This is a genomic window from Mucilaginibacter sp., assembly GCF_025362475.1.
Classification (GTDB): domain Bacteria; phylum Bacteroidota; class Bacteroidia; order Sphingobacteriales; family Sphingobacteriaceae; genus Mucilaginibacter.
The window spans coordinates 91,795-116,224 of record NZ_JANYGH010000018.1 but is presented as its reverse complement, the minus strand read 5'-3'; the positions used below and the strand labels follow the sequence as shown (position 1 = coordinate 116,224).

Genomic DNA, 24,430 nt, shown 5'->3' with positions numbered 1-24,430 from the left:
CTGCAAGGTTATTAAGCGTACCACTACTAAATATTGATTATGCAGTTTACAGAAAATGAGATTTTAATTGACAATTTCTTTGTGGATGATGCAGTTATGTTGTCTCCCGGCGGTAGTGAGCGGGCTATTGAGGGAGACTGGGATGATGAAGATGATGAGGATTTTGACGATCGGCTTGACGCCGAGAATGACCTGCATGAGATAAGGGTAGGGAATAACACTTATGAACCCGATCCGGAGGATGATGATCACCTGCCGGATGATGATCTGCAGTAACCATTAAGCAATATCTTAACATTCATGTTTTGGTGCTTTAACTTAAAGCATTTTCTTGTTAACTTCGTGCTGTGGATAATTTCATTGTTTCGGCCCGTAAATATCGCCCGGCTACTTTTGAAACCGTTGTTGGTCAGCAACATATAACCAATACGCTCAAAAATGCCATTAAAAATAACCAGTTGGCGCAGGCATTTTTGTTCTGCGGTCCGCGTGGGGTGGGCAAAACCACCTGTGCGCGTATATTGGCCAAAACCATTAACTGTACCAATTTACAGCCCAATGGAGAAGCCTGCGGCGAGTGTCCCTCATGCAAAGCTTTTGAAAATGGTAATTCTTTTAACGTACATGAGCTTGATGCGGCATCCAATAATTCGGTTGATGATATTCGTAGTTTAATTGAGCAGGTGCGCATACCGCCGCAGGCTGCCCGTTACAAGGTGTATATTATTGATGAGGTACACATGCTATCGCAGGCGGCATTTAACGCGTTCCTGAAAACGCTGGAAGAGCCACCTCATTACGCCATATTTATATTAGCCACTACCGAGAAGCATAAAATACTGCCCACTATACTTTCGCGTTGCCAGATATTTGATTTTAACCGCATCAGGGTTGATGATATGGCCGGCCACCTGGCATCCATTGCCGGTAAAGAAAACATCAGCTATGAAACCGATGGCTTGCACATTATAGCCCAAAAGGCCGATGGTGGTTTAAGAGATGCCTTATCGATGTTTGATCAGATTGTTAGTTTTTCGGGCGGCAAGGTAACCTACCGCTCTGTTATTGATAACCTGAACATACTTGATTATGATTACTACTTTAACATAACCGAAAGCCTGCTTAAAGAGGATACGGCAAAAGTATTGTTGTTCTTTGATGAGATCCTGTCACGTGGTTTTGATGGGGCGCATTTTATTGCCGGTTTAAGCGAACATTTCCGTAACCTGCTGGTAAGCAAGGATCAATCCACATTAAAATTACTGGAAGTAAGCGAGGGCATCAAGAATAAATACCTGCAGCAATCACAGGCAGGCTCGGTGTCATTCCTGCTCTCGGCCATGAATATTGCCAACCAGTGCGATGTTAGTTATAAGCTGAGTAAAAATCAGCGATTGCAGGTTGAGCTGGCCTTGCTCAAGATGTGCCATTTGCCATCAGCCTTTAATATGGCTACCACGCCGCTAAACGCAACGCCCTTCGCAGAAGGGTCATTAAAAAAAAAACCTGATACCTCAGCAATAGCACCGGCGCAGGAGCCTAAGATCATTCATGAAACGGGTGTATTAAACGATGCCCCCCCGGTTTATAATAAAACTGCACAGCCTTCGGTTAATAAGCCCGAGCCTGTAACTTCTTCGGCACCGGTAAAAGAAGCTGCCCCTGTTATAACCGAAAAGCCTAAAATATTTATCCCAAGTCCCAGTTTAGGTTCTTTATCTATCCCCTCATTAACAGACACCGGCAAAACCGAGGAGGAATTGCTTGAAGAGGAAGATCCCTACCTAAAGGGCGATGCCCGGGAGGATTTTACCATGGATAGTTTTTTGCGATATTGGAGCGATTTTGCCGCTAAAGTAAAGGCCGATGGTAAGAAAAACCTGGTTACCATTTTTACCTCAAACGCTCCACGCATGATAAAACCGTATGAGTTTGAGATTTTGGTAGGCAATAAGGTGCAGGAAAACATATTTAAAGAGGAGCGGCCCGAAATGCATAATTTTTTACGGGCCAAGCTAAACAACTTCACTATTGAGGTAAATGCGCGGGTTGATGAACAGAAGGTTGTACGCAAGCCTTATACAACAAGCGAAAAATTTCAGCACATGGTATCACGCAATCCGCAGTTGATGGACTTGCGTAATCGTTTCAATCTTGATCTGGATTGATTTTTATACGCAGTAATAAGAAAACTGAGAATTGTACAAAACAGAACAGACTTTACCTGTTTCTGAATAAAAGACACAAAAAGTGACTGCTTTTGTACTCAGAAAGTAGTCCCCTTTTATTTAAAAAAGGTATCATTCTTAGGGTAGCCTTCTTCATCCAGATCATCCCTGTCATCTTCGGGCGTATGAGCCAGCGCAGCGTCTACAGGGTCAACTTCTGTAATATTGCCATTGTCAATGTGCATAGCCAAATCATCTACATCTGTTTCAATTGATCTTTTTTCAGAGTATTCGCCATCGGCAGTATCGTAAGGATTCGCTTCATCATAAGTGGAGTTCATATCCTCGCCGTTTTTTACTGATGTTTTGTATGGATCGGGATGGTAGTAATCGGGGTCGTCGCTTTTTACATCATATTCAAAGCTATCCTCGTCGGCGTTATAGCTCAGGTCTTCCTCTTCCACTGTAGTTTCATCCAAGTCATCTTTCAATGTCCTGTCCCCGTCATTGCTGTTATCAGTTAATGCATCGTCATCATCTTCGTAGCCGGGATCAATATTCAAGTTATTCATAAGCTTTGAATTTTATATTAAATATACAGAAAAAACCTTGCCAAAAAATCAACAGAGTGCCACTAAAATAAAAATAAAATAAGCCTGTGGTTAATAATGAATTTGTTTACGATAGGACGTTACTCCGCCAATTGCAAATTTTACACCTATGGTTAGTTGCGCGTAAGCATCTTTATTGGAAGCCTGCGTGCTGTAGCCATCCAGATTGTCACTAAATACAAAATTATACTGATACCCAATATCAATTTTAACGCTGGGCTGGTTATAATCATTATAAATCTTAAACTCATACCCAAGCCTTGCGGGTATAAATAGTGTTTGTGCATTATTATCTCCAACTGCATAAGCAGGGTTTCGTTTGTCAAGACTTTTGGCTACTATATGGTTGGCAATGTAGCCTACACCGGTAGATACATACCAGTTTTTCATCACATTCATAAAAGGGCTTGCGGAGTAATCTATAAATTCGCCGGCCTGTAACTGTGCCCTGAATAAAAAAGATGTAAAATGATTTTCAAACTGCCTGCCCGATGAGGATTTAACAGAATCCCCACCCTCTAAGCGGCCAACCTGCAGTTCCAATACATAGTTAACATACGGAGATTGGTTGTAATTAAAATTAAAGTGGATGGAGGGTGCAATTCTAAGTGTATTTACATCGGCCATAACAGCGGTATTAAGACCAACAGCTGTACCAATGTCATACTGGGCGTAATCATACCCGATTTGCGCTTTTGCCAAAAATGAAGTTGTACACAGGGATAATATCAGGGTGATCTTTGCTATTAGTTTTACCATAATGAAGCAACCGGGCTTTGGTTTAGCAACCGGCTTGGGTTATTAACGTTTAATTTTATAAAAATAGCATCATTGTTTATAAAAACAATAAACTGTGTTAATAAATCGTCAGGATTATCAAATCAATTATTTTCATGTGCTATTTAGTTAATTTGATAAACTCAAATTAATATATTTGAAGCCATTTAAATAAAACAACAACATCAGATATGTCAAAAATTAAAGTAGAAAATCCGGTAGTTGAGCTGGATGGCGATGAAATGACCCGGATAATCTGGAAATTCATCAAAGACAAATTAATTACCCCTTACCTTGATCTGGATATAAAATACTATGACCTTGGTATTGAGTATCGCGATGAAACCAACGATCAGGTTACCGTTGATGCCGCAAATGCTATTTTAAAATATGGCGTAGGTATAAAATGCGCAACCATTACTCCCGATGAGCAGCGTGTTGAAGAGTTTGGCTTAAAACAAATGTGGCGTTCGCCAAACGGAACTATCCGTAATATACTGGATGGTACTGTTTTCCGTGAGCCAATTGTTATGGCAAATGTTCCGCGTTTGGTACCAAACTGGACAGCTCCAATTTGTATTGGCCGTCATGCTTTCGGCGATCAGTACCGTGCTACAGATTTTGTAACCAAAGGCAAAGGTAAATTAACCATTACCTTCACCCCGGAAGATGGTGCTGCAGAGCAATCATTTGAAGTGTATAATTTTAAAGGCGATGGTGTAGCTTTGGCTATGTACAATACCGATGAATCAATAAAGGGTTTTGCACATGCGTGCTTTAACCAGGCATTGATGAAAGGCTGGCCTTTATACTTATCAACCAAAAATACTATCCTTAAAAAATACGACGGTAGGTTTAAAGATATCTTTGAAGCCATTTACCAGGAAGATTATAAACAAAAGTTTGCTGATGCGGGCATCACGTATGAGCACCGTTTAATTGATGACATGGTTGCATCGGCCTTAAAATGGAACGGTAACTTTGTATGGGCTTGTAAAAACTATGATGGCGACGTACAATCAGATACTGTAGCACAAGGCTTTGGTTCATTAGGCTTAATGACCTCAACCCTGGTTACACCAGATGGTACAGTAATGGAAGCTGAGGCTGCCCATGGTACAGTTACTCGTCACTACCGTGAGCACCAGGCGGGTAAGCCAACCTCAACAAATCCAATTGCATCAATTTTTGCTTGGACAAGAGGTTTGGAATTCCGTGGCTTACTGGATAACAACCAGGAACTGATTGACTTTTGCAAAGCGTTGGAAGAAGTTTGTATTGAAACTGTTGAAAGCGGTAAAATGACAAAAGATTTGGCCATCACTATTAAACCAAAAGTTGAGCATGGTACAGATTATTTATATACCGAAGAGTTTTTAGCTGCAATTGATGAAAATCTGAAAGCAAAGCTTGGTAAGTAATCATATTTAACCAAAAATGAAAGAAGCTGTCTCCAAAAGGGCAGCTTCTTTTGTTTTTGGGATGTTTTATAATTGGAAAATGCCGGGGATGGAAATCAACTCATAGTATCCATATAAAAAAAGAAAGCCGCCTCATTGATTTATGAGGCGGCTTTCTTTTTTGTAATAGATAAATCTATTCTGCAATTATCAGGAAGTAGTTCTTTTTGCCTTTTTGTGCAACAAGAAACTTTCCGTTGATTAATGAGTCTGTATGGTAAGTGTCATCTGCCGAAGCAATTTTTACTTTATTAATGGCAGTTCCGCCGCCCGCTATCATTTTTTTGGCTTCACCCTTTGACGGGAAAACCGAAGTTTTCGCAGCCAGCAGATCGGTAACATTTATACCTTCCTGTAATTCGGCTGCCGAAATAGTGTAATTAGGTACACCGGCAAACAGGCCGAGTACTTCGGCATCATTCAATTCGTTTAAAAATTCAATGCCGATGTTGCCAAACAAAAACTCCGACGATTTTATCGCTTTTTCATATTCTGCTTCGCCATGTACACGGATGGTGATATCTTTTGCCAGGGCTTTTTGAAGAATGCGGGTATGTGGGGCTGCATCATGCTCAACTTCCCAGGCTTCAATAACCTCACGATCAAACAATGTAAATATGCGGATGTAGGCTTTGGCATCAACATCAGTGGTGTTTAACCAAAACTGGTAAAACTGGTATGGCGATGTACGCTCAGCATCCAGCCAAACCGCGCCGCTTTCTGTTTTGCCAAATTTGGTGCCATCAGCTTTCTTGATCAATTGGGTTGTTAAAGCAAATGCTTCGCCCGCATCTTTACGGCGGATGAGCTCGGTGCCGGTAACAATATTACCCCACTGATCGCTGCCGCCCATTTGCAGGGCACAGTTATGGTGTTTCCACAGGTAGTAAAAATCATATCCCTGTACCAATTGATAAGTAAACTCGGTGAATGACATACCGGTATCGCCTTCCAGGCGTTTCTTTACCGATTCTTTAGCCATCATATAGTTTACAGTGATGTGCTTGCCAACATCCCTTATAAAATCAAGAAAAGTAAAGCTCTTAAACCAATCATAATTGTTTACCATCTCGGCACTGTTGGCGCCGGTGTTAAAGTCAAGGAAACGGGTCAATTGTACTTTTACCGATTCCAGGTTATGATTCAGGATATCCTCTGATAATAAATTACGCTCCTGCGATTTGCCCGATGGATCGCCCACCATGCCTGTTGCACCGCCTACCAAAGCATAAGGCTTGTGGCCCGCGCGCTGAAAGTGGATCAGGGTCATGATTTGGGTTAAATGGCCTACGTGCAATGAATCGGCAGTAGGGTCAAATCCAATATATCCCGAAGTCATGCCTTTATTTAACATTTCTTCGGTACCCGGCATAATGGTATGCAGCATACCGCGCCAGGTTAGTTCTTCAACAAAATTCATATCAAGTGTTGTTTCAAAAGCTGCAAAGATATAAAGCTGAGCAAATTATTCACCATTGATGTATCATGAATAATTGTGTTAATGGTTAACTACAGGTAAATTCTATTTCAAATAATTACTTAATGTTTGTATATTGAGCAAAACGGGGTATTTTGCAACGTAGCGCTTATGAATTTTTTATCGCATTATTATTTCGACAAGCATACCAGTAATTGTTACCATGTATTGGGAACGGTGCTGCCCGACTTGTTGAAAAATGCGGATAAGCACATCATTCTTCACCCCGAAAAACTGCATCATGGTAATAATGAGGTTAATTCCATCATAACCGGCTGGAATAAACACCTGGCGGTTGACCGTTATTTTCACTCATCCGTTTTTTTTTTAACTCACTCGCATGAATTAAAAAAGGCGTTGCTGCCAGCTATTGAAGGCTCGCCGGTGAAGCCATTCTTTTTAGGGCACATCGCTTTGGAGCTCATCATTGATAATTTATTGCTAACTACCGGCAAAATAAGCGTTGATGATTTTTACGCGCAGTTATCCGGCTGTAAGCCCGGGATCATTGAGGAGTTTTTAACCTTCTCTGGCCTGGCAGATACCAGCGTTTTTTTTAAATTTTATGAAGGTTTTAAAAAAAGCCAGTACCTGCATACCTATGCCGAAACCCACCAGATAGCTTATGCCCTTAAACGCATTTGTATGCGGGTTTGGAAAGATCCCTTTACCCCGGAGCATGAAGCGCAGATGAACGACGTTTTGGGCAATTACAGGGATTATCTTTTAGATAGTTTCATGGATATTTTTGAGGAGATAGAGGATAAATTGAATAATCTGTAACTCCCTTTTTACTTACCGTTGTTTATAATCTTCTTTAAGGCCTCAAAATCTTCATTTAATAATAACTGATAAAGTTCTTCTACCTCCTGCCAGTTTGCAGCCTTGTAAGATAGTTCGGTATTTTCCACAACGCATATCATTTGCAGCCACTTATTGGTTTCCAGTATAATTTCCTCTTCTTCGGTACCCACCCAAAATGCGCCGTGCTCATCATCCATTTGTTGTGTTTCGGCTATGGCGGTAATTACATCAGGCATACCAACATTATCTATGCTGTCGCCCCAGGCTTTTTGCAAATATTTGATCATTTAATTAAGCATTAATTTACTGTTCAGGAAATTGTGTTGTATCAAAACAGGCATACTAAATTAGCGTATTTTGCTTTACCAGCACCTATTCTCCTCAAAAAGCCTTAAATATCAGTAATTAACATTAAAATATTCTTTTTTAAATAAAATTATGTCTGTACCTTTGCAGTCCCAATTAACAAATTGGGAAAAGGAGATAAATTATTTAATGGCAAAAAAACAAGAAGCAGAAAAAGAATTAAAAGCGAAAGAAGCTGAACTGGGTACAGTTACGGCGTCTGGCGAAAAAGAAACTATTGAATCAGAAGCTGATTCAATCTCTATCGAAGAGATCAAATCAAAAATTGCAGCTACACCAAGCGAAGATTTCGACTGGGATGCAGATGACAAAAAATTTGGTAACTACAGCGATAGCGACCGTGAGAAATTCGAGAAAATGTATGATGGAACTTTTAGCTCTATCACCAAAGGCGAAATCATCACTGGTACTGTTGTTAACGTTAACAACAAAGATGTAGTGCTGAACGTAGGATTTAAATCAGACGGTTTAGTTTCAGTATCGGAATTCCGTGATACACCTGATCTGAAGATCGGTGACACAGTTGATGTATTTGTAGAGTCGCAGGAAGATGCTAACGGTCAGTTAGTACTTTCACGCAAACGTGCAAAAACTCAAAAATCATGGGAACGCATTAATTCAGCACTTGATAATGATGAGATCATCACTGGTTTTGTTAAGAGCAGAACTAAAGGTGGTTTAATTGTTGATATTATGGGCGTTGAAGCCTTCTTACCAGGTTCACAAATCGATATTAAACCTATCAGGGATTACGATGTGTACGTAGGTAAAACAATGGAATTCAAAGTTGTTAAGATTAACCACGAGTTTAAAAACGTTGTGGTATCGCACAAAGTGCTTATCGAAGACGATTTGGAAAACCAAAAAACAGAAATTGTTGCTAAACTTGAAAAAGGACAAGTACTTGAGGGTACTGTTAAAAACATTACCGACTTTGGTGTATTTATTGACCTTGGTGGTGTTGATGGTTTATTGCACATTACTGATATTTCTTGGGGCCGTATTGAGCATCCACGTGAAATTCTTGCATTGGATCAAAAGATCAACGTTGTTGTTCTCGACTTTGATGACGAGAAAAAACGTATTGCTTTGGGCTTAAAACAATTAACTCCTCATCCTTGGCAGAGCCTTGACGAAGGTATCGTTATCGGTTCTAAAGTTAAAGGACGTATTGTTACTGTTGCTGATTACGGTGCATTCCTTGAAATCATCCCTGGTGTTGAAGGTTTGATCCACGTATCAGAAATGTCATGGTCACAAAACTTACGCAACCCTCAGGAATTCCTGAAAGTTGGTGATGAGATTGAAGCACAAGTATTAACACTTGACCGCGACGAACGCAAAATGAGCTTAGGTGTTAAACAATTAACTCCTGATCCATGGCAAAATGCTGGTGAGAAATATGCTATTGGCACAACTCACATTGCTACAGTAAAAAACATGACCAACTTTGGTGTGTTTGTTGAACTGGAAGACGGCATCGATGGTTTAATTCACATTTCTGACTTATCATGGTCTAAAAAAGTAAATCACCCTAATGAATTCACTAAAGTTGGTGAAAAATTAAACGTGGTTGTTTTAGAACTTGATATCGATAACCGTAAATTAAGCTTAGGCCACAAACAGCTTGAAGAAAACCCTTGGGATACTTTTGAAACCATCTTCACTATTGATTCAATACATGAAGGTACCGTGTTAAAAGTAACAGACAAAGGTGCTATCGTAGCTTTACCTTACGGTGTTGAAGGCTTTGCGCCAACCAAACACCTGGTTAAAGAAGACGGCAAAAGCGTTAAAGCTGAAGAAGCTGCTGAATTCAAGATCATTGAATTTAACAAAGAAAACAAACGTATAGTTATTTCACACTCACGTATATGGGAAGAAGCTCGCGCTGATGCTCGTGTACAGGAATTTGAAAACCGCAAAAAAGAAGCAAAATCTGCAAGCAACGCGGTTAAAAAAGTGAAAGAATCAGTTGAGAAATCAACTTTAGGTGACCTTAGCGTATTAGCTCAGTTAAAAGAGCAAATGGAAGGTGCTGAAAACAAAGCCCGCAAGGCTGCGCCAGCCCCTGCTGCTCCGGCTCCGGCTAAAACAGCTGAACCTGAAGAAGAAGCATAAGCTTTAACTGAAGCATAATTTTACAAGCCCTTCCGAGAAATTGGAGGGGCTTTTTTTATGGAGCTACCCAAAAGATCGGATTCTTATTTTTTTATATTTACAACCATGCCCGGAGAAACCAACCTCAACACTTTATTAAAAAACATGACACCTGTTTTAAATGACGGTGATTATGTTTATTGTGCCATTTCAGATGTCGGTACTATAGATATCAAAGAGATCATCGGTTTATTTAAGGAAGAAGAGGCAACAACCGTTATTCTCAAAAAAGAAATCGCGGATCAACTCCATTTAAAATACGAATACGTTGCCGCCTGGATAACCCTTACCATTCACTCCTCATTAGCAGCAACCGGTTTAACGGCTGCATTTGCCAACGCGTTGGCAGCAGAAGATATCAGCTGTAATGTGGTTGCTGCATACTATCACGACCATATTTTTGTTGCCAAAGAAGATGCGGCGCGGGCAATGGAGGCTTTGAAGAAGTTGGCTGAAAGATAATTTGTATTTGTGTAGTTCGCGATTGCTACGTAGCAATCTATGATAAGTTTGTTATTAAACGTATATGCATTTTAAAAAAGGCCTGTCACCCTGAGCTTGTCGAAGGGTTTTGCGCAGAGGCCTTTGCCCACATGCTTCGACAGGCTCAGCAGGACAGCCCTTTTAACATCAGGTCATCTTTCAGAGTTTCACTAAATTTTATGGCAACCTATGATGTATTCGCAAAAAAAAACTTTTGTCATGCTGAAGGCAGTGAAGCAACTATTATTCGCCATGCTTCTTCGCCCCGTAAAGTCTGCGAATAGAACCTTCGTCCCTCAGGATGACAAACTTTTTTTAACACTTTAATGATATTCGTCAAAACAAGCATATCTTGATCTACTGTGAGTAATGCCCCCTTTTAAAACTCATCACCCAAAACTCAAAACTATTTGTTATTTTTGCCCAAATCCACCCATACGATGCAAAATCTTACACTGCTCGACGGTCAAAAATTTCAGATAACCATACAACGTTTATGTCACCAGTTAATTGAAAATCATAATGATTTTTCAAGCTCGGTTTTGATTGGTATACAGCCCCGTGGCATTTATTTAGCCCGCCGCGTTGCCGAAGAATTACGTAAAATACTTCCCGGTAAAACAATAATGCAGGGCGATCTGGATATCACCTTTTACCGCGACGATTTCCGCAGACAAGGGTCACCACTGGTGCCCAATCAAACAAAAATAGATTTTATTATCGAAGGCAAAAAAGTGATCATGATGGATGACGTACTATGGACAGGGCGTACCATACGCGCGGCCATGGATGCCATGCAAGCCTTCGGCCGGCCAGAGAAGATTGAGCTATTGGCATTAGTTGATCGCCGTTACTCACGTCATATCCCGGTAGCTGCAGATTATGTAGGAATTGAAGTAGATTCTATTGCGTCGCAAAAAGTAGTGGTATCATGGAAAGATACAGACGGGGAAGATAAAATAGTATTAATATCAGAGGGGCAAGATTAATAGGATATTAAATATGTCATTGCGAGGAACGAAGCAATCGCGACCTGTGCAGATTCACCTGTATAGTATAGAGATTGCTTCGTTCCTCGCAATGACGGACAGAAGATAATAACGGAAAGAAAAAATCCGAAATCAAAATAAAATGGCAGGACTAAGCACAAGGCACTTATTAGGCATAAAAGATTTAAACCGGGCAGATATCGAGTTGATATTTGAAACGGCTGATACTTTTAAATCAGTTTTAAACCGACCGATCAAGAAGGTGCCGTCTTTGCGCGATGTAACCATTGCCAATATATTTTTTGAAAACTCTACCCGTACCCGTTTATCGTTCGAGCTGGCAGAGAAAAGATTATCGGCCGATGTGGTAAACTTTGCAGCTTCTTCCTCATCGGTAAGCAAGGGCGAAACACTGATAGATACCGTAAACAACATCCTGGCCATGAAGGTGGATATGGTGGTGATGCGGCATCCTTACGCAGGTGCCGGTATCTTCCTGTCTAAGCACGTAAAAGCCCAGATTGTTAATGCAGGTGATGGTGCGCATGAGCACCCTACACAGGCTTTGCTTGATGCCTTTTCTATCCGCGAAAAATATGGTTATGTTGCCGGTAAAAAGGTAGTGATAGTAGGGGATATACTGCACTCACGCGTAGCCCTGTCAAACATCCTTTGCCTGAAACAATTAGGCGCCGAAGTAATGGTTTGCGGTCCGACTACGCTCATCCCTAAATACATCGGTTCCTTAGGCGTTAAGGTAGAGCATAACCTCATCAAAGCCCTTAACTGGTGCGATGTAGCCAATATGCTGCGCATCCAGCTGGAGCGGCAGGATATTAAGTATTTCCCTTCGTTAAGAGAATACACTATGCTGTTCGGATTGAATAAAACCATCCTGGATTCGTTAGATAAGGAGATCACCGTTATGCACCCGGGCCCGATCAATCGTGGCGTGGAGATCACCAGCGACGTAGCCGACAGCAAACAATCAATCATATTAGACCAGGTGGAGAACGGTGTAGCCGTAAGGATGGCAGTGCTGTACCTGCTGGCCGGGCAAACACCGTAAAATATTGTACTATATTTTAACTGAACTCGTTTTCAGTGGTAAATAGTTGAACTATGCAGATGAAATTTAAATACTTCCGCCGCTTAAGTATTGTCGTTTTCTTTTTCTGGATAGGTTCAACATCGGTTATAGCCCAAAGCCTTCAGCAACGTAAAACCGATTCGGTATTTGCCTTAGTTAAAACCTATTTTAATCATAAACGCGCCGATTCATTATACTCATTGGCCGGCGAAAGTTTCAGGAAACAATTAAGCGAGGATGCTTTCCGTACGGTTGCCAATCAGCAATTGATCCCCCTGGGAGAAATGAAGGGATCATCATTGATCAGCTTTGTAAATAATAAGGTAGCTACCTATAAGGTAATCTTCAGCAGCGTTACCTTGCAGCTTCTGCTGAGCATCGATCGGGAAGACAAGATGGATATGCTGCTTTTTCAGCCATTTAAAGAGGCCACAGCCCAAAGGATAACGAAGGCCACCACATCAAATAAAATGCTCACAGCTATGGATAAAAAGGTTGACTCGGCCGCCAGGGCTTACGTTGACCAGGAAAATACGGCAGGCCTGAGCATTGGTGTTTTAAAAGATGGCAAGATCACTACTTATGGCTATGGCGAAACCACTAAGGGCAACAGTAAATTGCCGGATGCCAATACTCTTTTCGAGATTGGCTCCATCTCCAAAACATTCACTTCAACTATCCTGGCCTATTATGTAAACGAGGGAAAAGTAAAACTAACAGACCCCATTACCAAATACCTGCCCGATTCTGTAGCCGCCAATCCGGCACTTAAAGCGGTTACTTTACTCACTTTAAGTAACCATACTTCTGGCCTTGCGCGGATGCCGGATAATTTGAATCCGGCTACGGATCCATTGAATCCCTATAAATTATATGATAAAAAGCTGCTTTTCGCTTATCTTAAAACCTGTAAGGTCAATAGCGTACCCGGTGAGCAATATGCTTATTCAAACTTGGCGGTTGGTTTATTAGGAGAAATTTTAATGCAGATCAGCGGTAAAACCTATGATCAGCTGGTGGCAGATATTATCTGTAAGCCGTTCGGTATGAAAAGCACGGCTCAGCATTTAACCCCAGCGTTGCAGGCCCGTTTTGCCACCGTTTATAACGGCGAAGGTAATTTAACCCCGGCATGGGATTTTGATGCCCTTGCGCCCTGTGGCGCGCTGCATTCCTCATTAAGCGATTTGATGATTTATGCAAAAGCCAACATGACGCCTTCCGGCAACAAGCCTGGCAAAGCACTGGAATTAACCCATCAAATAACCTTTAAAAAAGATGCCAAGCTGGGCCTTGCCTGGCATATCATCACGGTGAATGGGGTTGAATACATTTTTCATAATGGCGGTACCTTTGGCAGCAGTACATTTTTAGCTTTTAATAAAGAGAAAAACCTGGCCGTTGTTGTGCTCTCTAATTGCGGCGAAACGGTGGACGCAGTAGGCGTAAATATTTTGAAAATGTTGCAGTAGGAGATCCGTCCGAGTAAAAAGATGTGTACACACCGCAAAAGTCTGTTTAAAAATAAATAAATAGATCCTTGTTGCGAGGTACGAAGCAATCCCAAACTTACGGCATATACGATTTTGTTATTTTAAAAAATCATCCAGGTAACCTAATATTATTTTCGTCTGCATCATTAGACTGACATGCCCCTGCGAAGGAACAACGGCCAAATGCGATTTTGGCATCGGCGCCAAATCAGCAGCTATTCCACCTCCCAGTAATTGGTAGGTTTTCATCAACTCCACTTTGTCCAGGCCATCATTGTCGCCCGATATAAGCAATACCGGTGAAGTAATTTTCGCAATATTGGCATCGCCCACGTTAAAGGGTTCTCCGGCAAAAACAATCATTTGTTCTATGAACTTTGTCCATTTTGTTTTGTCGGGTGCTACTGCGTCATAGGCCACTTGCAGAGGAGTATTGTTAAAAAATTCAGGCTTAAAACCTTTAAACCCATTATTTACAACGGGCAGCCAGCCACTGGTTTTGTAGGTAGAAGAAATGATCACTAATTTTTTTACCCGTTTAGGGCTTTTTACTACCAACTGGTAAGCCACCGAGCCACCCATGCTATATCCTGCAACATCGGCACTGTCAATTTTTAAGTGGTTCATTACTCCTTCCACATCACTTGCCAGGGTAGTAATGTCTAATTTTCTGTCCGAAAACGGGGTGTGCCCATGTCCCTGCAATTCAATAGCAATCACCTTTCTTGTTTTTGACAATTCGGGTATTAATTGTCCCCAATTCATCTCAATGGTCATAAAAGCACCATGCAGCAAAACGAGGGGCTTACCCTCGCCATATACCTCATAGTAAACTTTGATGCCATTAACAGGCGCATAGCCACTGTTTGCAGGTTTAAGCTGTTGGCCTTTAGACTGAAACACCGTAAAAAATAGAGTAGCGATTAATAGTCCCGGTTTGAGGACATTAAACCCTTTAATTGCTCTTTTCATAATGCGTTATTTAAATTGTTTTGATTTTATTGACAATACAAATATCGAAGGAATATGAGGATTATAGGCGGTGTAAAAACGACATTTTGGAGGCAGATTATGACAGTAAACTGAAACGGAAGTCATCCCGAACTTGTTTCGGGATCCGGATTAAATCGATGGCATTCCCCCTTCAGAATCAGCTTCTAAGATATAGGCAAAGTAATAATAATCCCGGAAATACTTATAAAAAAAGGACCGCTCGATTAAGCAGTCCTTTTATAATTAAAAACGAATAGTATCTTTTAGTCAACCTTATTTACTCTTCCAGATCCTGCGTAGTGTGTAGTTCCGGTTGTAGCATTGCCGGAATATTGTACGCTGCCCGAGCCTGCAATACTGGCTGAAACGGTTTTATCAGCAATTATATTTACACTGCCCGAGCCTGAAATCCTGGCTTCAACCGTTTGTGTTTTTAAGTCTTTCCCGTTCACCTCGCCAGAGCCTGCAATATGTATATCAGCCGTGCCGGCGCTGCCTTTAATATCAATTGAACCCGATCCGCTGAGGCTTAAATCAAGCGTGCTGGATTTAACCGCTGTTTTGATATTGCCCGATCCGCTTAAGGCTACCCTGGCGTTTTGAGCGCTCATTACACCATCAACCGTGGTATTGCCCGATCCGCTGTTGCCCAGGTACGCTAATGTTTTTGCAGTGATATAGATATTGGCCCTTTGAATATTACGGTGATTTCTCCAGTGATCTTTAAACTCCACCTTCAACACACCGTTTTCTACTTCTGTTTTAATATCGTTTACCACATTGGCGTCTACATCAAGCTTGATGCTTTCTGTACCATCTATCTTTATAAATACATTAAACGGGCCGCCACAACTAACGCCGGTATAACCCGAAACATTTCTTGTAACTGTTTGTGCCGATGAATTAAAAGCCATGGACACTGTAAGCAGCAATGCCATTCCAGAGAAGATAAGTTTTTTCATGATCACCTTTTTTCTTTATAAGACGCAGCCACTTATAAAACGTTGCAGGCTATATCATTTTCCCTTTTCTTCCCCAGTCCATCAACACTATTTGTCTTTTACCGTTGATCCGTCCCTGATCTCGTCGCTGGCTACTTTTACCAGTTTTTCATCAGGACTAAGATTGCCGTAGATCTCTATCATATCGCCAGAGGTAAATCCTTTTTTTACATCAACCCATTGCGCCTTGTGGTTTACCACCTTCACTACAAACACCTTTTCGGTAGAGGTTACAACAGCTGTTTTAGGTACCACAAAAGTACTATCGCCGGCTGGCAGGGGTACATTAACCTCGGCAAACATGTGTGGCAACAGTTTTTTATCTTTATTGTAAACGTCCATTTCTAAACGCTCGGCTCTTAGTTTTTCGTCAAGCGCGCCGGCCATACGTTTTACCTGGGCGGTAAATTTCTGGTTAGGTAATGCTTTTACCGTAAAGTTTACTTCACTTTTATTGCTTAAAAAGCCGGTAGAGTTTTCTGGGATAGATACCACTAAACGGAGTCTTTTTTGATCCTGTAAGGTAAACAATGGGTCAGATCCTTTACCTCCGGGGCCAACATAAGCACCCAGGTTTACATTGCGGCTGGTGATCACGCCATCAAAAGGCGCCCTGATTTCCAGGTAAGCCAAATTAGCCGAAACTTCTTTCAATGCTGATTTAGCAGATTCCACATTAGCCATATCGGCATTTTTCTTCGCTTCGGCCTGTTCCAGGTCGTTCAGCGAAATGGTACCCGGGGTTTTGCTGGTATTTACCAACCTGTCATAAGTGGCTTTACTGGCATAGTAAACTGCCTCATATTGCTTGATGCGTGATTGTGCACCGGCTAATTGTGAGTTGATCTCTGGGGCTTCCAATACTACCAGCAATTGCCCGGCATGTACTTCTGAACCGATATCAACAAGCAATTTTTTCACGTAGCTGTTAACCTTTGCATACAGGTCAACCTGCTGGTAAGGAATCAGTTCGCCCGGAATGGCAATACTGTTGCTCAGCTTGCCTTTGGTTACAGGTACAAGATCAACCGTTGGTGTTTCAACCGCCTGTTCTTGTTGTTCCTCTTCGGAGGGCTGTTCTTTTTCTTTAGCGCCCGACTGGCATGAGCTCAACGAGCTGATGGTTATGGCTAACCCTGCGAGGATTAGTAATGATGTATTTTTAAATTTATTCATGATGATGCAAAGGGACATAAAATTTACTTTCTTTATCTTCAGGGTCTAACGAAACAGATTGGGTGGTGGCATTGCCCTGTACCCAGGCAAAAACCAAAGGTAGTATTAACAAAGCCGCAAACGTAGAGGCTACTAAACCGCCAATAACAGCGCGACCAAGTGGCGATGTCTGGTCTCCGCCTTCGCCTAAACCTGAGGCCATCGGGATCATTCCCACAATCATAGCCAAACTGGTCATTAATATTGGGCGTATACGTAAAGCAACTGCTTCGCGGGCTGATTTTAAGGCGTCGCCATTGTGCTTGCGTAATTCTTCGGCATTGGTTATCAGTAATACCGCGTTTGATATAGATACACCTACCGACATGATCATACCCATGTATGATTGAAGGTTGAGCGTAGCGCCTGTAATTTTAACCAGTAACAACGATCCAAACAATACAGCCGGCACAGTTGATAATACAACTAACGACATTTTGAACGATTGGAAGTTGGCCGCCAGCATCAGGAAGATCACCAAAATGGCTACCATTAATCCCGATTGCAGGCTATCAAGCGTATCGGTTAAGGTTTGGCTCATGCCGCGCATCTCTACAGTTAAACCACGGGGTGGCTTACCTAATGAGTTAATTGCTTTTTGCACGTCGGTTGTGGCGGTACCCAAATCCTTGTTAAACAGGTTGGCTGTTACTGATAACGTAGGTATAGCGCCTATATTATCATTTTCGCCATTGGTTACACCGGTTTTAATATCGGCCACATCACTTAACACCGGCCGGGCCTGGTTGTTTAATACCGGGATCTCGCGGACATCATTCAGGCTCGACATTTGATACTCCGGTATTTGTACCTGTACCTGGTAGCTTAAGCCTATCTTTTGATCAAGCCACACATTCTTCTCGGTAAACCTTGATGATGACGTAGAGGCCACAAGTGAGCGGGAAATATCACTTAACCCAACACCTAACTGCGCGGCCCGTTGCCTGTCTATATTAATATCTATAGATGGGTAATTGAACGACTGGGCAATCTGCGCATCACGTAAATAATTGATGTCTTTTAATTTATCCAGTATTTTAAAGGCATACTCCTGGTTTTGTTTTTTGTTTTTGCCTGATAGGGCAATTTCAATAGGCGTTGGCGATCCCTGGCTTAAAATTTTATCGGTAAGCTCTATAGGTTCAAAAGAAAGCTTAATACCGGGTATTTCTTTGTGAATCGCGATTCTGAATCTTTCTTTCAGATTATCAAGGTTGGGTACTTTATAATCTTCTGTTAAGCTTATCTGCATTACAGCCTCCTGTGGGCCCGCCATAAACAAATAAATAGGGTTAGTTGAAAAAGACGAAGGGTGCGATCCTACAAAGGTAGAGGTTATGGCAATGTGGTTTTTACCCACCAGGTTGGCCAATATATGCTCGGCTTTAATTGCAATTACTTCTGTACGTTCTAAACGGGTACCATCCGGGGCGCGTAAACGTACCTGGAAAGTGCCGGAGTTAACCTTAGGCAATACATCGCGGCCAATAATGTTGAATAGGAAAAAAGCAAGTCCGAATGCTGTAATAACATATAGGGTTACCAGTAATTTGCGGTTGGGCAGCATCTTATCCATCAGGCGCATAAAGCTGTCTCTGAATTTATCAAAGCGGGTTGCTTTTTCGCCCGGATGTTCAAGTGCTATTTTCATAGCCTTTTCTTTCTGCTCCCATGGTTCGCCTTCATCCTCCAGTGCAAATCCATCCGGATGGCTGTGATCTTCATGCTTGTTCACCATGATCCAGTTTGCCATGATGGGTACAAAGGTTTGAGCCAAAAAGTACGATATGATCATGGAGAAACCAATAGCCAAAGCCAGTGGCAGGAATAATGCGCCCGGTATACCTGTCATGGTGAAAGCCGGCGCAAATACCGCCAGGATACAGAACAGGATAAGTAATTTAGGGAACGCTATCTCTTTACAGGCATCCCATATAGCTAATGCTTTGGGTTTGCCCATATCAAAGTGCTGGTGAATATTCTCGATGGTTACTGTTGATTCATCTACCAGGATACCAATAGCCAGCGAAAGACCGCTCAGCGTCATGATGTTTATGGTTTGATGAAACAAGGCCAGGAAGAATATGGCAGATATGATACAGGTTGGGATAGTTAATATTACAATTAACGCGCCGCGCTTATCGCCCAGGAACAATAATACCATTAAACCGGTAAGTACAGCGCCTATAGCGCCTTCTTCGGCCAAACTTTTTACCGCGTTAATTACATATACCGATTGATCAAACACAAACGATAGCTTAACATCAGGAGGGAGCAAAGCCTGGAAACGCGGAAGCGCTTTTTTTAGATTTTGAACTACTTCCCAGGTAGATGCCGTTGCCGATTTGGTGATAGGCAGGTAAACCGACCGTTTGCCATTAATAAGCGCGTAACCGTTTGTAATATCCGCGCCATCTTCAACGTTGGCTACATCACGCATAAATACGGTTTGGATGCCGTTTTTATACAGTGGGATATCACCAAAATCCTTGATCTCCTTAATGGTGGTGTTGGATGGGGTGAGGTAATTAATATCGCCTATGCGCACGTTACCGGCCGGAGTGTTCAGGTTGTTTTCGCGCAGGGCGGCCACAATCTGGTCGGGCGTTAAATTATGCGAGCGTAACAAACCGGGATCAACCTTGATCACTACAGACCGCTGGTTACCACCAAATGGGGCAGGGGCAACCAAACCGGGGATAGATGTAAAGGACGACCGCACATATACCAGGGCATAATCAAGCAGTTCATTATTGCTCCGTTTGGGGCTGCTCAATACCAGCTGCCCAACAGGCAGGGTAGAAGCATCAAACCTTAAGATAAACGGTGGCTGCGAACCTGGCGGAAAGCTGGCCTGGGCTCGATTGGTATAACTCGTGACCTCGGCCGCGGCCTGCGCCATGTTGGTTCCCTCGTAAAAAGTAACTTTTATTAATGTTAAACCCTGTATGTTTTTTGTTTCGATGCTTTTAACGCCCGAAACAAACAGCAGCAGGTTAACATATTGCTTACCAAAGTAAGCCTCCATCTGGTTTGGGGTAAAACCGCCGTAAGGATGGGATACATAGATAACCGGCAGGTTAAGATCAGGAAAAATGTCGATCTTAATGGTACGTACCGCATTTATCCCGAAAAAAAACAACCCGGCTACTATAACCAATATGGTAATTGGTTTTTGAAGCGCCCCTTTTATCATTCCCATTATATATGTGTATCTGTTATTAAAAATTATTTATAAATAAGCCAAAGTCGCCGGTAGCGGCAGCTTTATAAAGCAGTGCCTGCCATACGTTGTTTGATGCGATGTATTTGTCAATTTCGGCGCGGTTAAGTGTGTAAAGGGCCTGCGTAAAATCAACAATGTTTGATAGCCCGTTTTTATACAAGGCATACTTTTGGGTATAGGCATCACTGGCGGCTCTAACTTCAACAGGTACTTCCTGGTAATTTTTAAGCGCGTTGCCGATGCGGGTTTCTGCTAATACCTGCTGGGCCTGTAGTTGCTGGGTAACTAGGTCGTAGTCATTTCTGTATTGTGCCGAAGTGTATTTTTGTGACTGCACCTGGTAATGTGTTCTGAAAATGGTAGTTAAATTCCAGGCCATAGCCACACCTACAAGGTAATTGTAACGGGTTGGGTTGGCCCCAGCTCCGTAACTGCTGCTGAAACTTGATTGATCAGTGCCGTAATCAGAATTAAAGCCCGATCCCCTGCCCTGGTAAACACCAAACAGGCTAAAGGTTGGCAGTGCAAAGGTTTTTAAATATTTAACTTGCTCATCGCTCACCCCCAGGCGGTTCTGGAAATAACGTAATGACGGATGATCTGTAATGGCAACCGCGCTTTGTGCGGCCAGGTTTGCGGGTGCTTTGGTAATAAAAGCGCTATCGAGTGCAAACTCCTGGGCGGGTATGCCCAGGTAGATAGACAGCTGGTTACTTTGTTCCTGCTCGGTTTGCTGGGTATTGGTTAACGCTATCTTCGCGTTGGATACCTCGGCATTAGCTAAAGATGAATCAACGCCTGCGTTAAGGCCGTTTTTTACCCGGGCAACAACAACCGCTTGCAGATCAATTGCCCGCTTAAGGTTATCCTGCTGTGCCTTTGCCAGTTGCTGAGCCGCCAATAAGTTAAGATAGGTGCTTGCCACACGTATTTGATGCTGAAATTGCTCCTGCGATAAATCGCTTTCTTCGCGGGTTACTACAGAACGCTGTACTTTCACTTTCTCTTTGGCTTTACCAAAGCTGAAAAAATCCCAGCTTACGTTGCTGAGGTAAAGTGAGCCGAAAGCCGAGTTCCAGTTCTGCTTAGGTAGTGCAGGGCCTGATGAGGCAACTGATAAACCATGGTAACCAAACAGCGGACCATTTTGTCCGTTTGCGGTTCCGTAGTCTTGTTGGGCCGAGATGCTTACATCTGGTAGATATTCTGTACGTGTTTCTTTTAAGTATGCCTTTGCAGCGTTTAGCTGGTTTGCTTTCGACTTAATGGTACCGTAATTAGCGAGTGCCATTTGTTCAGCGTCTTTAATATTGAGAACCTTTTGCTGAGCCTGAGCGTGTATGACATAAAAAACACCTAAAAACAGAAGTAGTTGTTTTGAAGGTATCTGTAACATTGTGGTGTAATTTGTACACCGCAAATGTAGATGTATACCATATATTAGAAAAATGAATTAATTTTGTCATAATCATTAGAAAAACTAATATATGAATATTGCGCTACATCATTTTCGTTTGGTTGATACCATTTCGAAGGAGGGATCGCTCACCAAAGCGGCCGCAACTTTGCATCTTACACAGTCGGCATTGAGCCATCAATTGAAAGAATTGGAGCGCGAAATGGACATCGAAGTTTTTCATAGGCAGGGGAAAAAACTGCACCTTTCTGAGCACGGTTATCGCTTCCTGAGAAGCGCCGAAAAGATCCTCGCCGAGATCAATTCTTTGGAAGAAGATATCCAGAATTACAAGAACGGGAAGACCGGAAAACTGACCATCAGTATGCAATGTTACACCGCTTATCATTGGCTGCCCGGCATCATTAAATATTACAAAAACCGCTGGCCTGATATCAATATCCACATTTTATCGGATGCAACGCGCCGTCCGCTGGAGTATTTGATGCGTGGAGAATTGGATATTGGTATCGTGCGCACGCAGATGATCAACCCCAAAATAACCTACGAACACATCTTCGAAGATCACCTGGTAGCCATCATTTGTAAGGACCATCCGCTGGCAAAAAAGGACGTAATTAACGTGGCAGATTTTCAGGGTGAAGAGCTTATTTTGCCCCTCTATGATCCCTCTTACCAGGACACCCCGGTGATAGAATCATTGATCCAGGCGCAGCAGGTAAAGCCCAAAACTTTGCACCGGATCCATTACACCGACGCCACCATTGAGATGGTAAATGCCGGCCTTGGAATCAGCGTTATGGCCGACTGGATTGTGAAACCATACCTCAATGGTCGTAATATTGTTACAAAACCATTGCATCACAGCGTTGCAAAACGGGCATGGTACGCCGCAACTATTAAGCAAACACCCGCCATTCAAAACTTTTTAGAGTGTTTGAAAATGCATTTTTCTATCAATGGCATGATAGGGAAAGACGAAAAAGCTTTTGCGCCAATGGCAGAAGTGGTGTAAAGCAACGGAAGGTTTTATCAACGGTTTTTAAATTCCCTCCCAACGGGAGGGGTGCGGCTATAATGCGCACAATAGCAGGGAGGGGTTTCGCCGACATGCCATCTGAGGCGGTATTTAAATGCTGATCTAACCCCTTCCTCCTCCTTCCCCGAGGAAGGAATCGCACATTGCCCCCGCTTTTTTATATCAACGTTTTTTTTAATTCCCTCCCAACGGGAGGGGTGCGGCTGAAATGCGCGTAACGGCGGGGAGGGGTTTCACCGACATGCCATCTGCAGCGGTATTTGAACGCTTGATCTAACCCCTACCTCCTCCTTCCCCGAGGAAGGAATCGCACATTGCCTCCGCTTTTTTTTTATCAACGTTTTTTTAATTCCCTCCCAACGGGAGGGGTGCGGCTGTAATGCGCGTAATGGCAGGGAGGGGTTTCGCCGACATGCCATCTGCAGCACAGCAAGCCTTAAGTGGGCTATTGAGTATTGCCCCAGGTTTTACTATACTGATATTTATACGTTCTTCACAGGTTCCAGTCCGTGATGTTTCATGATGGCTAAAATCCTTGTAATATCAGGCGGACCGCCGGCATTGATCACATCGGCAATTTCACGAAAATAGGCCGGGCCTATGGAAGCCGGTGACAGTGCGCAAAGGACACGTGCGGTTTCGGTATGCGGGTTGCTAAAGCCATGCACCGTGCCCCGTTTTATAAACAATTTATCACCTGCCTTTAGTTCAAGGGTTTCTGTGCCGTAAAGCTGGGTCAGGGTACCTTCCATAATGTAGAGGGTTTCATCCACTTCCACGTGAAAGTGCGGCGCTGGTATTTTGGCCTGTGGGGGAACCAGCATTTCAAATAATACAAGTGTTCCGTCGGTATCCTCACCGTCGACCAGGAAATTCAGTTGTAAACTACCTATAGTGATCTTTTCTTTAAATGAAGGAAACATAATTTATCAGGTTTAACAGGCCAGGGACAGCCATGCACGTTTAAAATTAAAAAATTTCAGCGGCATCTAACAAACCGCTGCCTCACCTTATTTTTTCAACCCTGCCAGCTTCGCTATCTTTAAAAGATCGTTCAACATCATTACATAAAATGTTTTATCGCCGGTTGTTTTCTTTTGTATTATAAAACGCAAATCCCCCTTCGCAAAAAGCGTTTTTCCCGACTCGGGGCTTGTAGCTTCGCCCGGTGTAAATCCCATATCCTTAATTATTTTTAAAGCTTGCGTATAATCATCTTCATTGTAGGTAATAATTCCCGACCCGGCCACGCTGCCTGTTATAACTGTTAATAAATAACTATTCTTCAGCTTATACTTATACAAATCCATGGTATAAGTAGCTTGTGGTATGCTTTGCTTGCTCAACAAAGTATAACCCTGATCTGTAAAATATTTGCCTGCTTCGTCGGCGGTGAGGTTGTTTAATCCGGATAGGCGGGTTATTAAATTAGTTTCATCAATTTTGTTTTGTGCATTTGCGCCGGTTTTTAAAACAAGGCAAAAAAGCAAAATGAGGCCCGCGCGTATAATTATTTTCATTTGGGAATGCTTATAAAAGTGTTTAAGGTTTGTCGAGGTAATATAGCGAATATCTAAATAATTTAACCTGCATAAATAAACTTTGCCTGGCATTTATTTAGCACGGACGATTACTTTAAGTTTTTTTCAAAATCATTTATG

At 42.4% G+C, this 24,430-nt stretch carries 21 protein-coding genes; 10 read left to right on the top strand and 11 right to left on the bottom strand.

Translation table 11 applies throughout. The features are described 5' to 3' along the window. Positions 1–39: 39 nt before the first annotated feature. Together Q0R88_RS07115 and Q0R88_RS07110 are read left to right on the top strand one after the other, a co-directional pair. Positions 40–276, top strand: a complete 237-nt coding sequence (locus Q0R88_RS07115; RefSeq protein ID WP_295714271.1) for a hypothetical protein — start codon at positions 40–42, stop codon at positions 274–276. A gap of 71 nt (positions 277–347) precedes the next feature. Beyond that, a complete protein-coding gene (locus tag Q0R88_RS07110; RefSeq protein WP_295714269.1) occupies positions 348–2,168 on the top strand; it encodes a DNA polymerase III subunit gamma/tau in 1,821 nt (606 codons plus the stop codon). Positions 2,169–2,284: 116 nt separating this feature from the next. Here Q0R88_RS07110 and Q0R88_RS07105 read toward each other — a convergent pair whose 3' ends face one another. After that, positions 2,285–2,740 (bottom strand): hypothetical protein, encoded by a 456-nt coding sequence (locus tag Q0R88_RS07105; protein WP_295714266.1) that lies wholly within the window; start codon positions 2,738–2,740, stop codon positions 2,285–2,287. 90 nt (positions 2,741–2,830) lie between these two features. After that, positions 2,831–3,538: a hypothetical protein gene (locus tag Q0R88_RS07100; RefSeq protein WP_295714263.1), complete on the bottom strand. Its 708-nt coding sequence runs from the start codon at positions 3,536–3,538 to the stop codon at positions 2,831–2,833. 209 nt (positions 3,539–3,747) lie between these two features. On the opposite strand from Q0R88_RS07100, the gene Q0R88_RS07095 reads away from it, so the two are divergent. Next, a complete protein-coding gene (locus Q0R88_RS07095; RefSeq protein ID WP_295714259.1) occupies positions 3,748–4,977 on the top strand; it encodes an NADP-dependent isocitrate dehydrogenase in 1,230 nt (409 codons plus the stop codon). Positions 4,978–5,152: 175 nt separating this feature from the next. On the opposite strand, the gene tyrS is transcribed toward Q0R88_RS07095, so the two are convergent. Continuing rightward, a complete protein-coding gene (gene tyrS, locus Q0R88_RS07090; RefSeq protein WP_295714257.1) occupies positions 5,153–6,436 on the bottom strand; it encodes a tyrosine--tRNA ligase in 1,284 nt (427 codons plus the stop codon). 168 nt (positions 6,437–6,604) lie between these two features. Here tyrS and Q0R88_RS07085 point away from each other — a divergent pair, with 168 nt between their 5' ends. After that, the gene (locus Q0R88_RS07085; RefSeq protein ID WP_295714255.1) at positions 6,605–7,276 is read left to right on the top strand and encodes a hypothetical protein; all 672 of its coding nucleotides are present in this window, start codon (positions 6,605–6,607) and stop codon (positions 7,274–7,276) included. An 8-nt stretch (positions 7,277–7,284) separates the two neighbouring features. Here the strand turns inward: Q0R88_RS07085 and Q0R88_RS07080 are convergent, their stop codons facing one another. Further along, positions 7,285–7,584, bottom strand: coding sequence for a hypothetical protein (locus Q0R88_RS07080; RefSeq protein WP_295714253.1), 300 nt, complete (start codon positions 7,582–7,584; stop codon positions 7,285–7,287). A 208-nt stretch (positions 7,585–7,792) separates the two neighbouring features. On the opposite strand from Q0R88_RS07080, the gene rpsA reads away from it, so the two are divergent. From rpsA to Q0R88_RS07055, 5 genes are all read left to right on the top strand, one after another. Next, positions 7,793–9,784 (top strand): 30S ribosomal protein S1, encoded by a 1,992-nt coding sequence (rpsA, locus tag Q0R88_RS07075; protein WP_295714306.1) that lies wholly within the window; start codon positions 7,793–7,795, stop codon positions 9,782–9,784. Between the two features lie 105 nt (positions 9,785–9,889). After that, the gene (locus tag Q0R88_RS07070) at positions 9,890–10,285 is read left to right on the top strand and encodes an ACT domain-containing protein (protein ID WP_295714251.1); all 396 of its coding nucleotides are present in this window, start codon (positions 9,890–9,892) and stop codon (positions 10,283–10,285) included. A gap of 461 nt (positions 10,286–10,746) precedes the next feature. After that, positions 10,747–11,295: a bifunctional pyr operon transcriptional regulator/uracil phosphoribosyltransferase PyrR gene (gene pyrR / locus Q0R88_RS07065; protein WP_295714248.1), complete on the top strand. Its 549-nt coding sequence runs from the start codon at positions 10,747–10,749 to the stop codon at positions 11,293–11,295. A gap of 142 nt (positions 11,296–11,437) precedes the next feature. Further along, complete coding sequence (locus Q0R88_RS07060; protein ID WP_295714245.1) at positions 11,438–12,364, top strand: aspartate carbamoyltransferase catalytic subunit; 927 nt, start codon at positions 11,438–11,440, stop codon at positions 12,362–12,364. Between the two features lie 59 nt (positions 12,365–12,423). Then, a complete protein-coding gene (locus Q0R88_RS07055; RefSeq protein ID WP_295714242.1) occupies positions 12,424–13,857 on the top strand; it encodes a serine hydrolase domain-containing protein in 1,434 nt (477 codons plus the stop codon). Positions 13,858–13,974: 117 nt separating this feature from the next. Here the strand turns inward: Q0R88_RS07055 and Q0R88_RS07050 are convergent, their stop codons facing one another. The 5 genes from Q0R88_RS07050 to Q0R88_RS07030 all read right to left on the bottom strand — a co-directional run bounded on the left by Q0R88_RS07050 (position 13,975) and on the right by Q0R88_RS07030 (position 21,709). After that, a complete protein-coding gene (locus Q0R88_RS07050) occupies positions 13,975–14,850 on the bottom strand; it encodes an alpha/beta hydrolase (RefSeq protein ID WP_295714239.1) in 876 nt (291 codons plus the stop codon). A 284-nt stretch (positions 14,851–15,134) separates the two neighbouring features. Continuing rightward, positions 15,135–15,833 carry a head GIN domain-containing protein gene (locus Q0R88_RS07045; protein ID WP_295714235.1) on the bottom strand — a complete coding sequence of 233 codons (699 nt, stop codon included), beginning with the start codon at positions 15,831–15,833 and terminating at the stop codon, positions 15,135–15,137. A gap of 87 nt (positions 15,834–15,920) precedes the next feature. After that, entirely contained in the window at positions 15,921–17,048 is a 1,128-nt protein-coding gene (locus Q0R88_RS07040; RefSeq protein WP_295714232.1) for an efflux RND transporter periplasmic adaptor subunit, read from the bottom strand. Beyond that, positions 17,041–20,289 carry an efflux RND transporter permease subunit gene (locus tag Q0R88_RS07035; protein ID WP_295714230.1) on the bottom strand — a complete coding sequence of 1,083 codons (3,249 nt, stop codon included), beginning with the start codon at positions 20,287–20,289 and terminating at the stop codon, positions 17,041–17,043. The genes Q0R88_RS07040 and Q0R88_RS07035 overlap by 8 nt, the downstream gene beginning before the upstream one ends. 19 nt (positions 20,290–20,308) lie before the next feature. After that, positions 20,309–21,709 (bottom strand): TolC family protein, encoded by a 1,401-nt coding sequence (locus Q0R88_RS07030; protein WP_295714228.1) that lies wholly within the window; start codon positions 21,707–21,709, stop codon positions 20,309–20,311. Positions 21,710–21,800: 91 nt separating this feature from the next. Here Q0R88_RS07030 and Q0R88_RS07025 point away from each other — a divergent pair, with 91 nt between their 5' ends. Beyond that, positions 21,801–22,745 carry a LysR family transcriptional regulator gene (locus tag Q0R88_RS07025; RefSeq protein WP_295714225.1) on the top strand — a complete coding sequence of 315 codons (945 nt, stop codon included), beginning with the start codon at positions 21,801–21,803 and terminating at the stop codon, positions 22,743–22,745. Positions 22,746–23,251: 506 nt separating this feature from the next. On the opposite strand, the gene Q0R88_RS07020 is transcribed toward Q0R88_RS07025, so the two are convergent. Beyond that, positions 23,252–23,692 (bottom strand): cupin domain-containing protein, encoded by a 441-nt coding sequence (locus Q0R88_RS07020; RefSeq protein WP_295714220.1) that lies wholly within the window; start codon positions 23,690–23,692, stop codon positions 23,252–23,254. Between the two features lie 87 nt (positions 23,693–23,779). Further along, positions 23,780–24,289: a hypothetical protein gene (locus Q0R88_RS07015; protein ID WP_295714217.1), complete on the bottom strand. Its 510-nt coding sequence runs from the start codon at positions 24,287–24,289 to the stop codon at positions 23,780–23,782. Positions 24,290–24,430 lie beyond the last annotated feature (141 nt).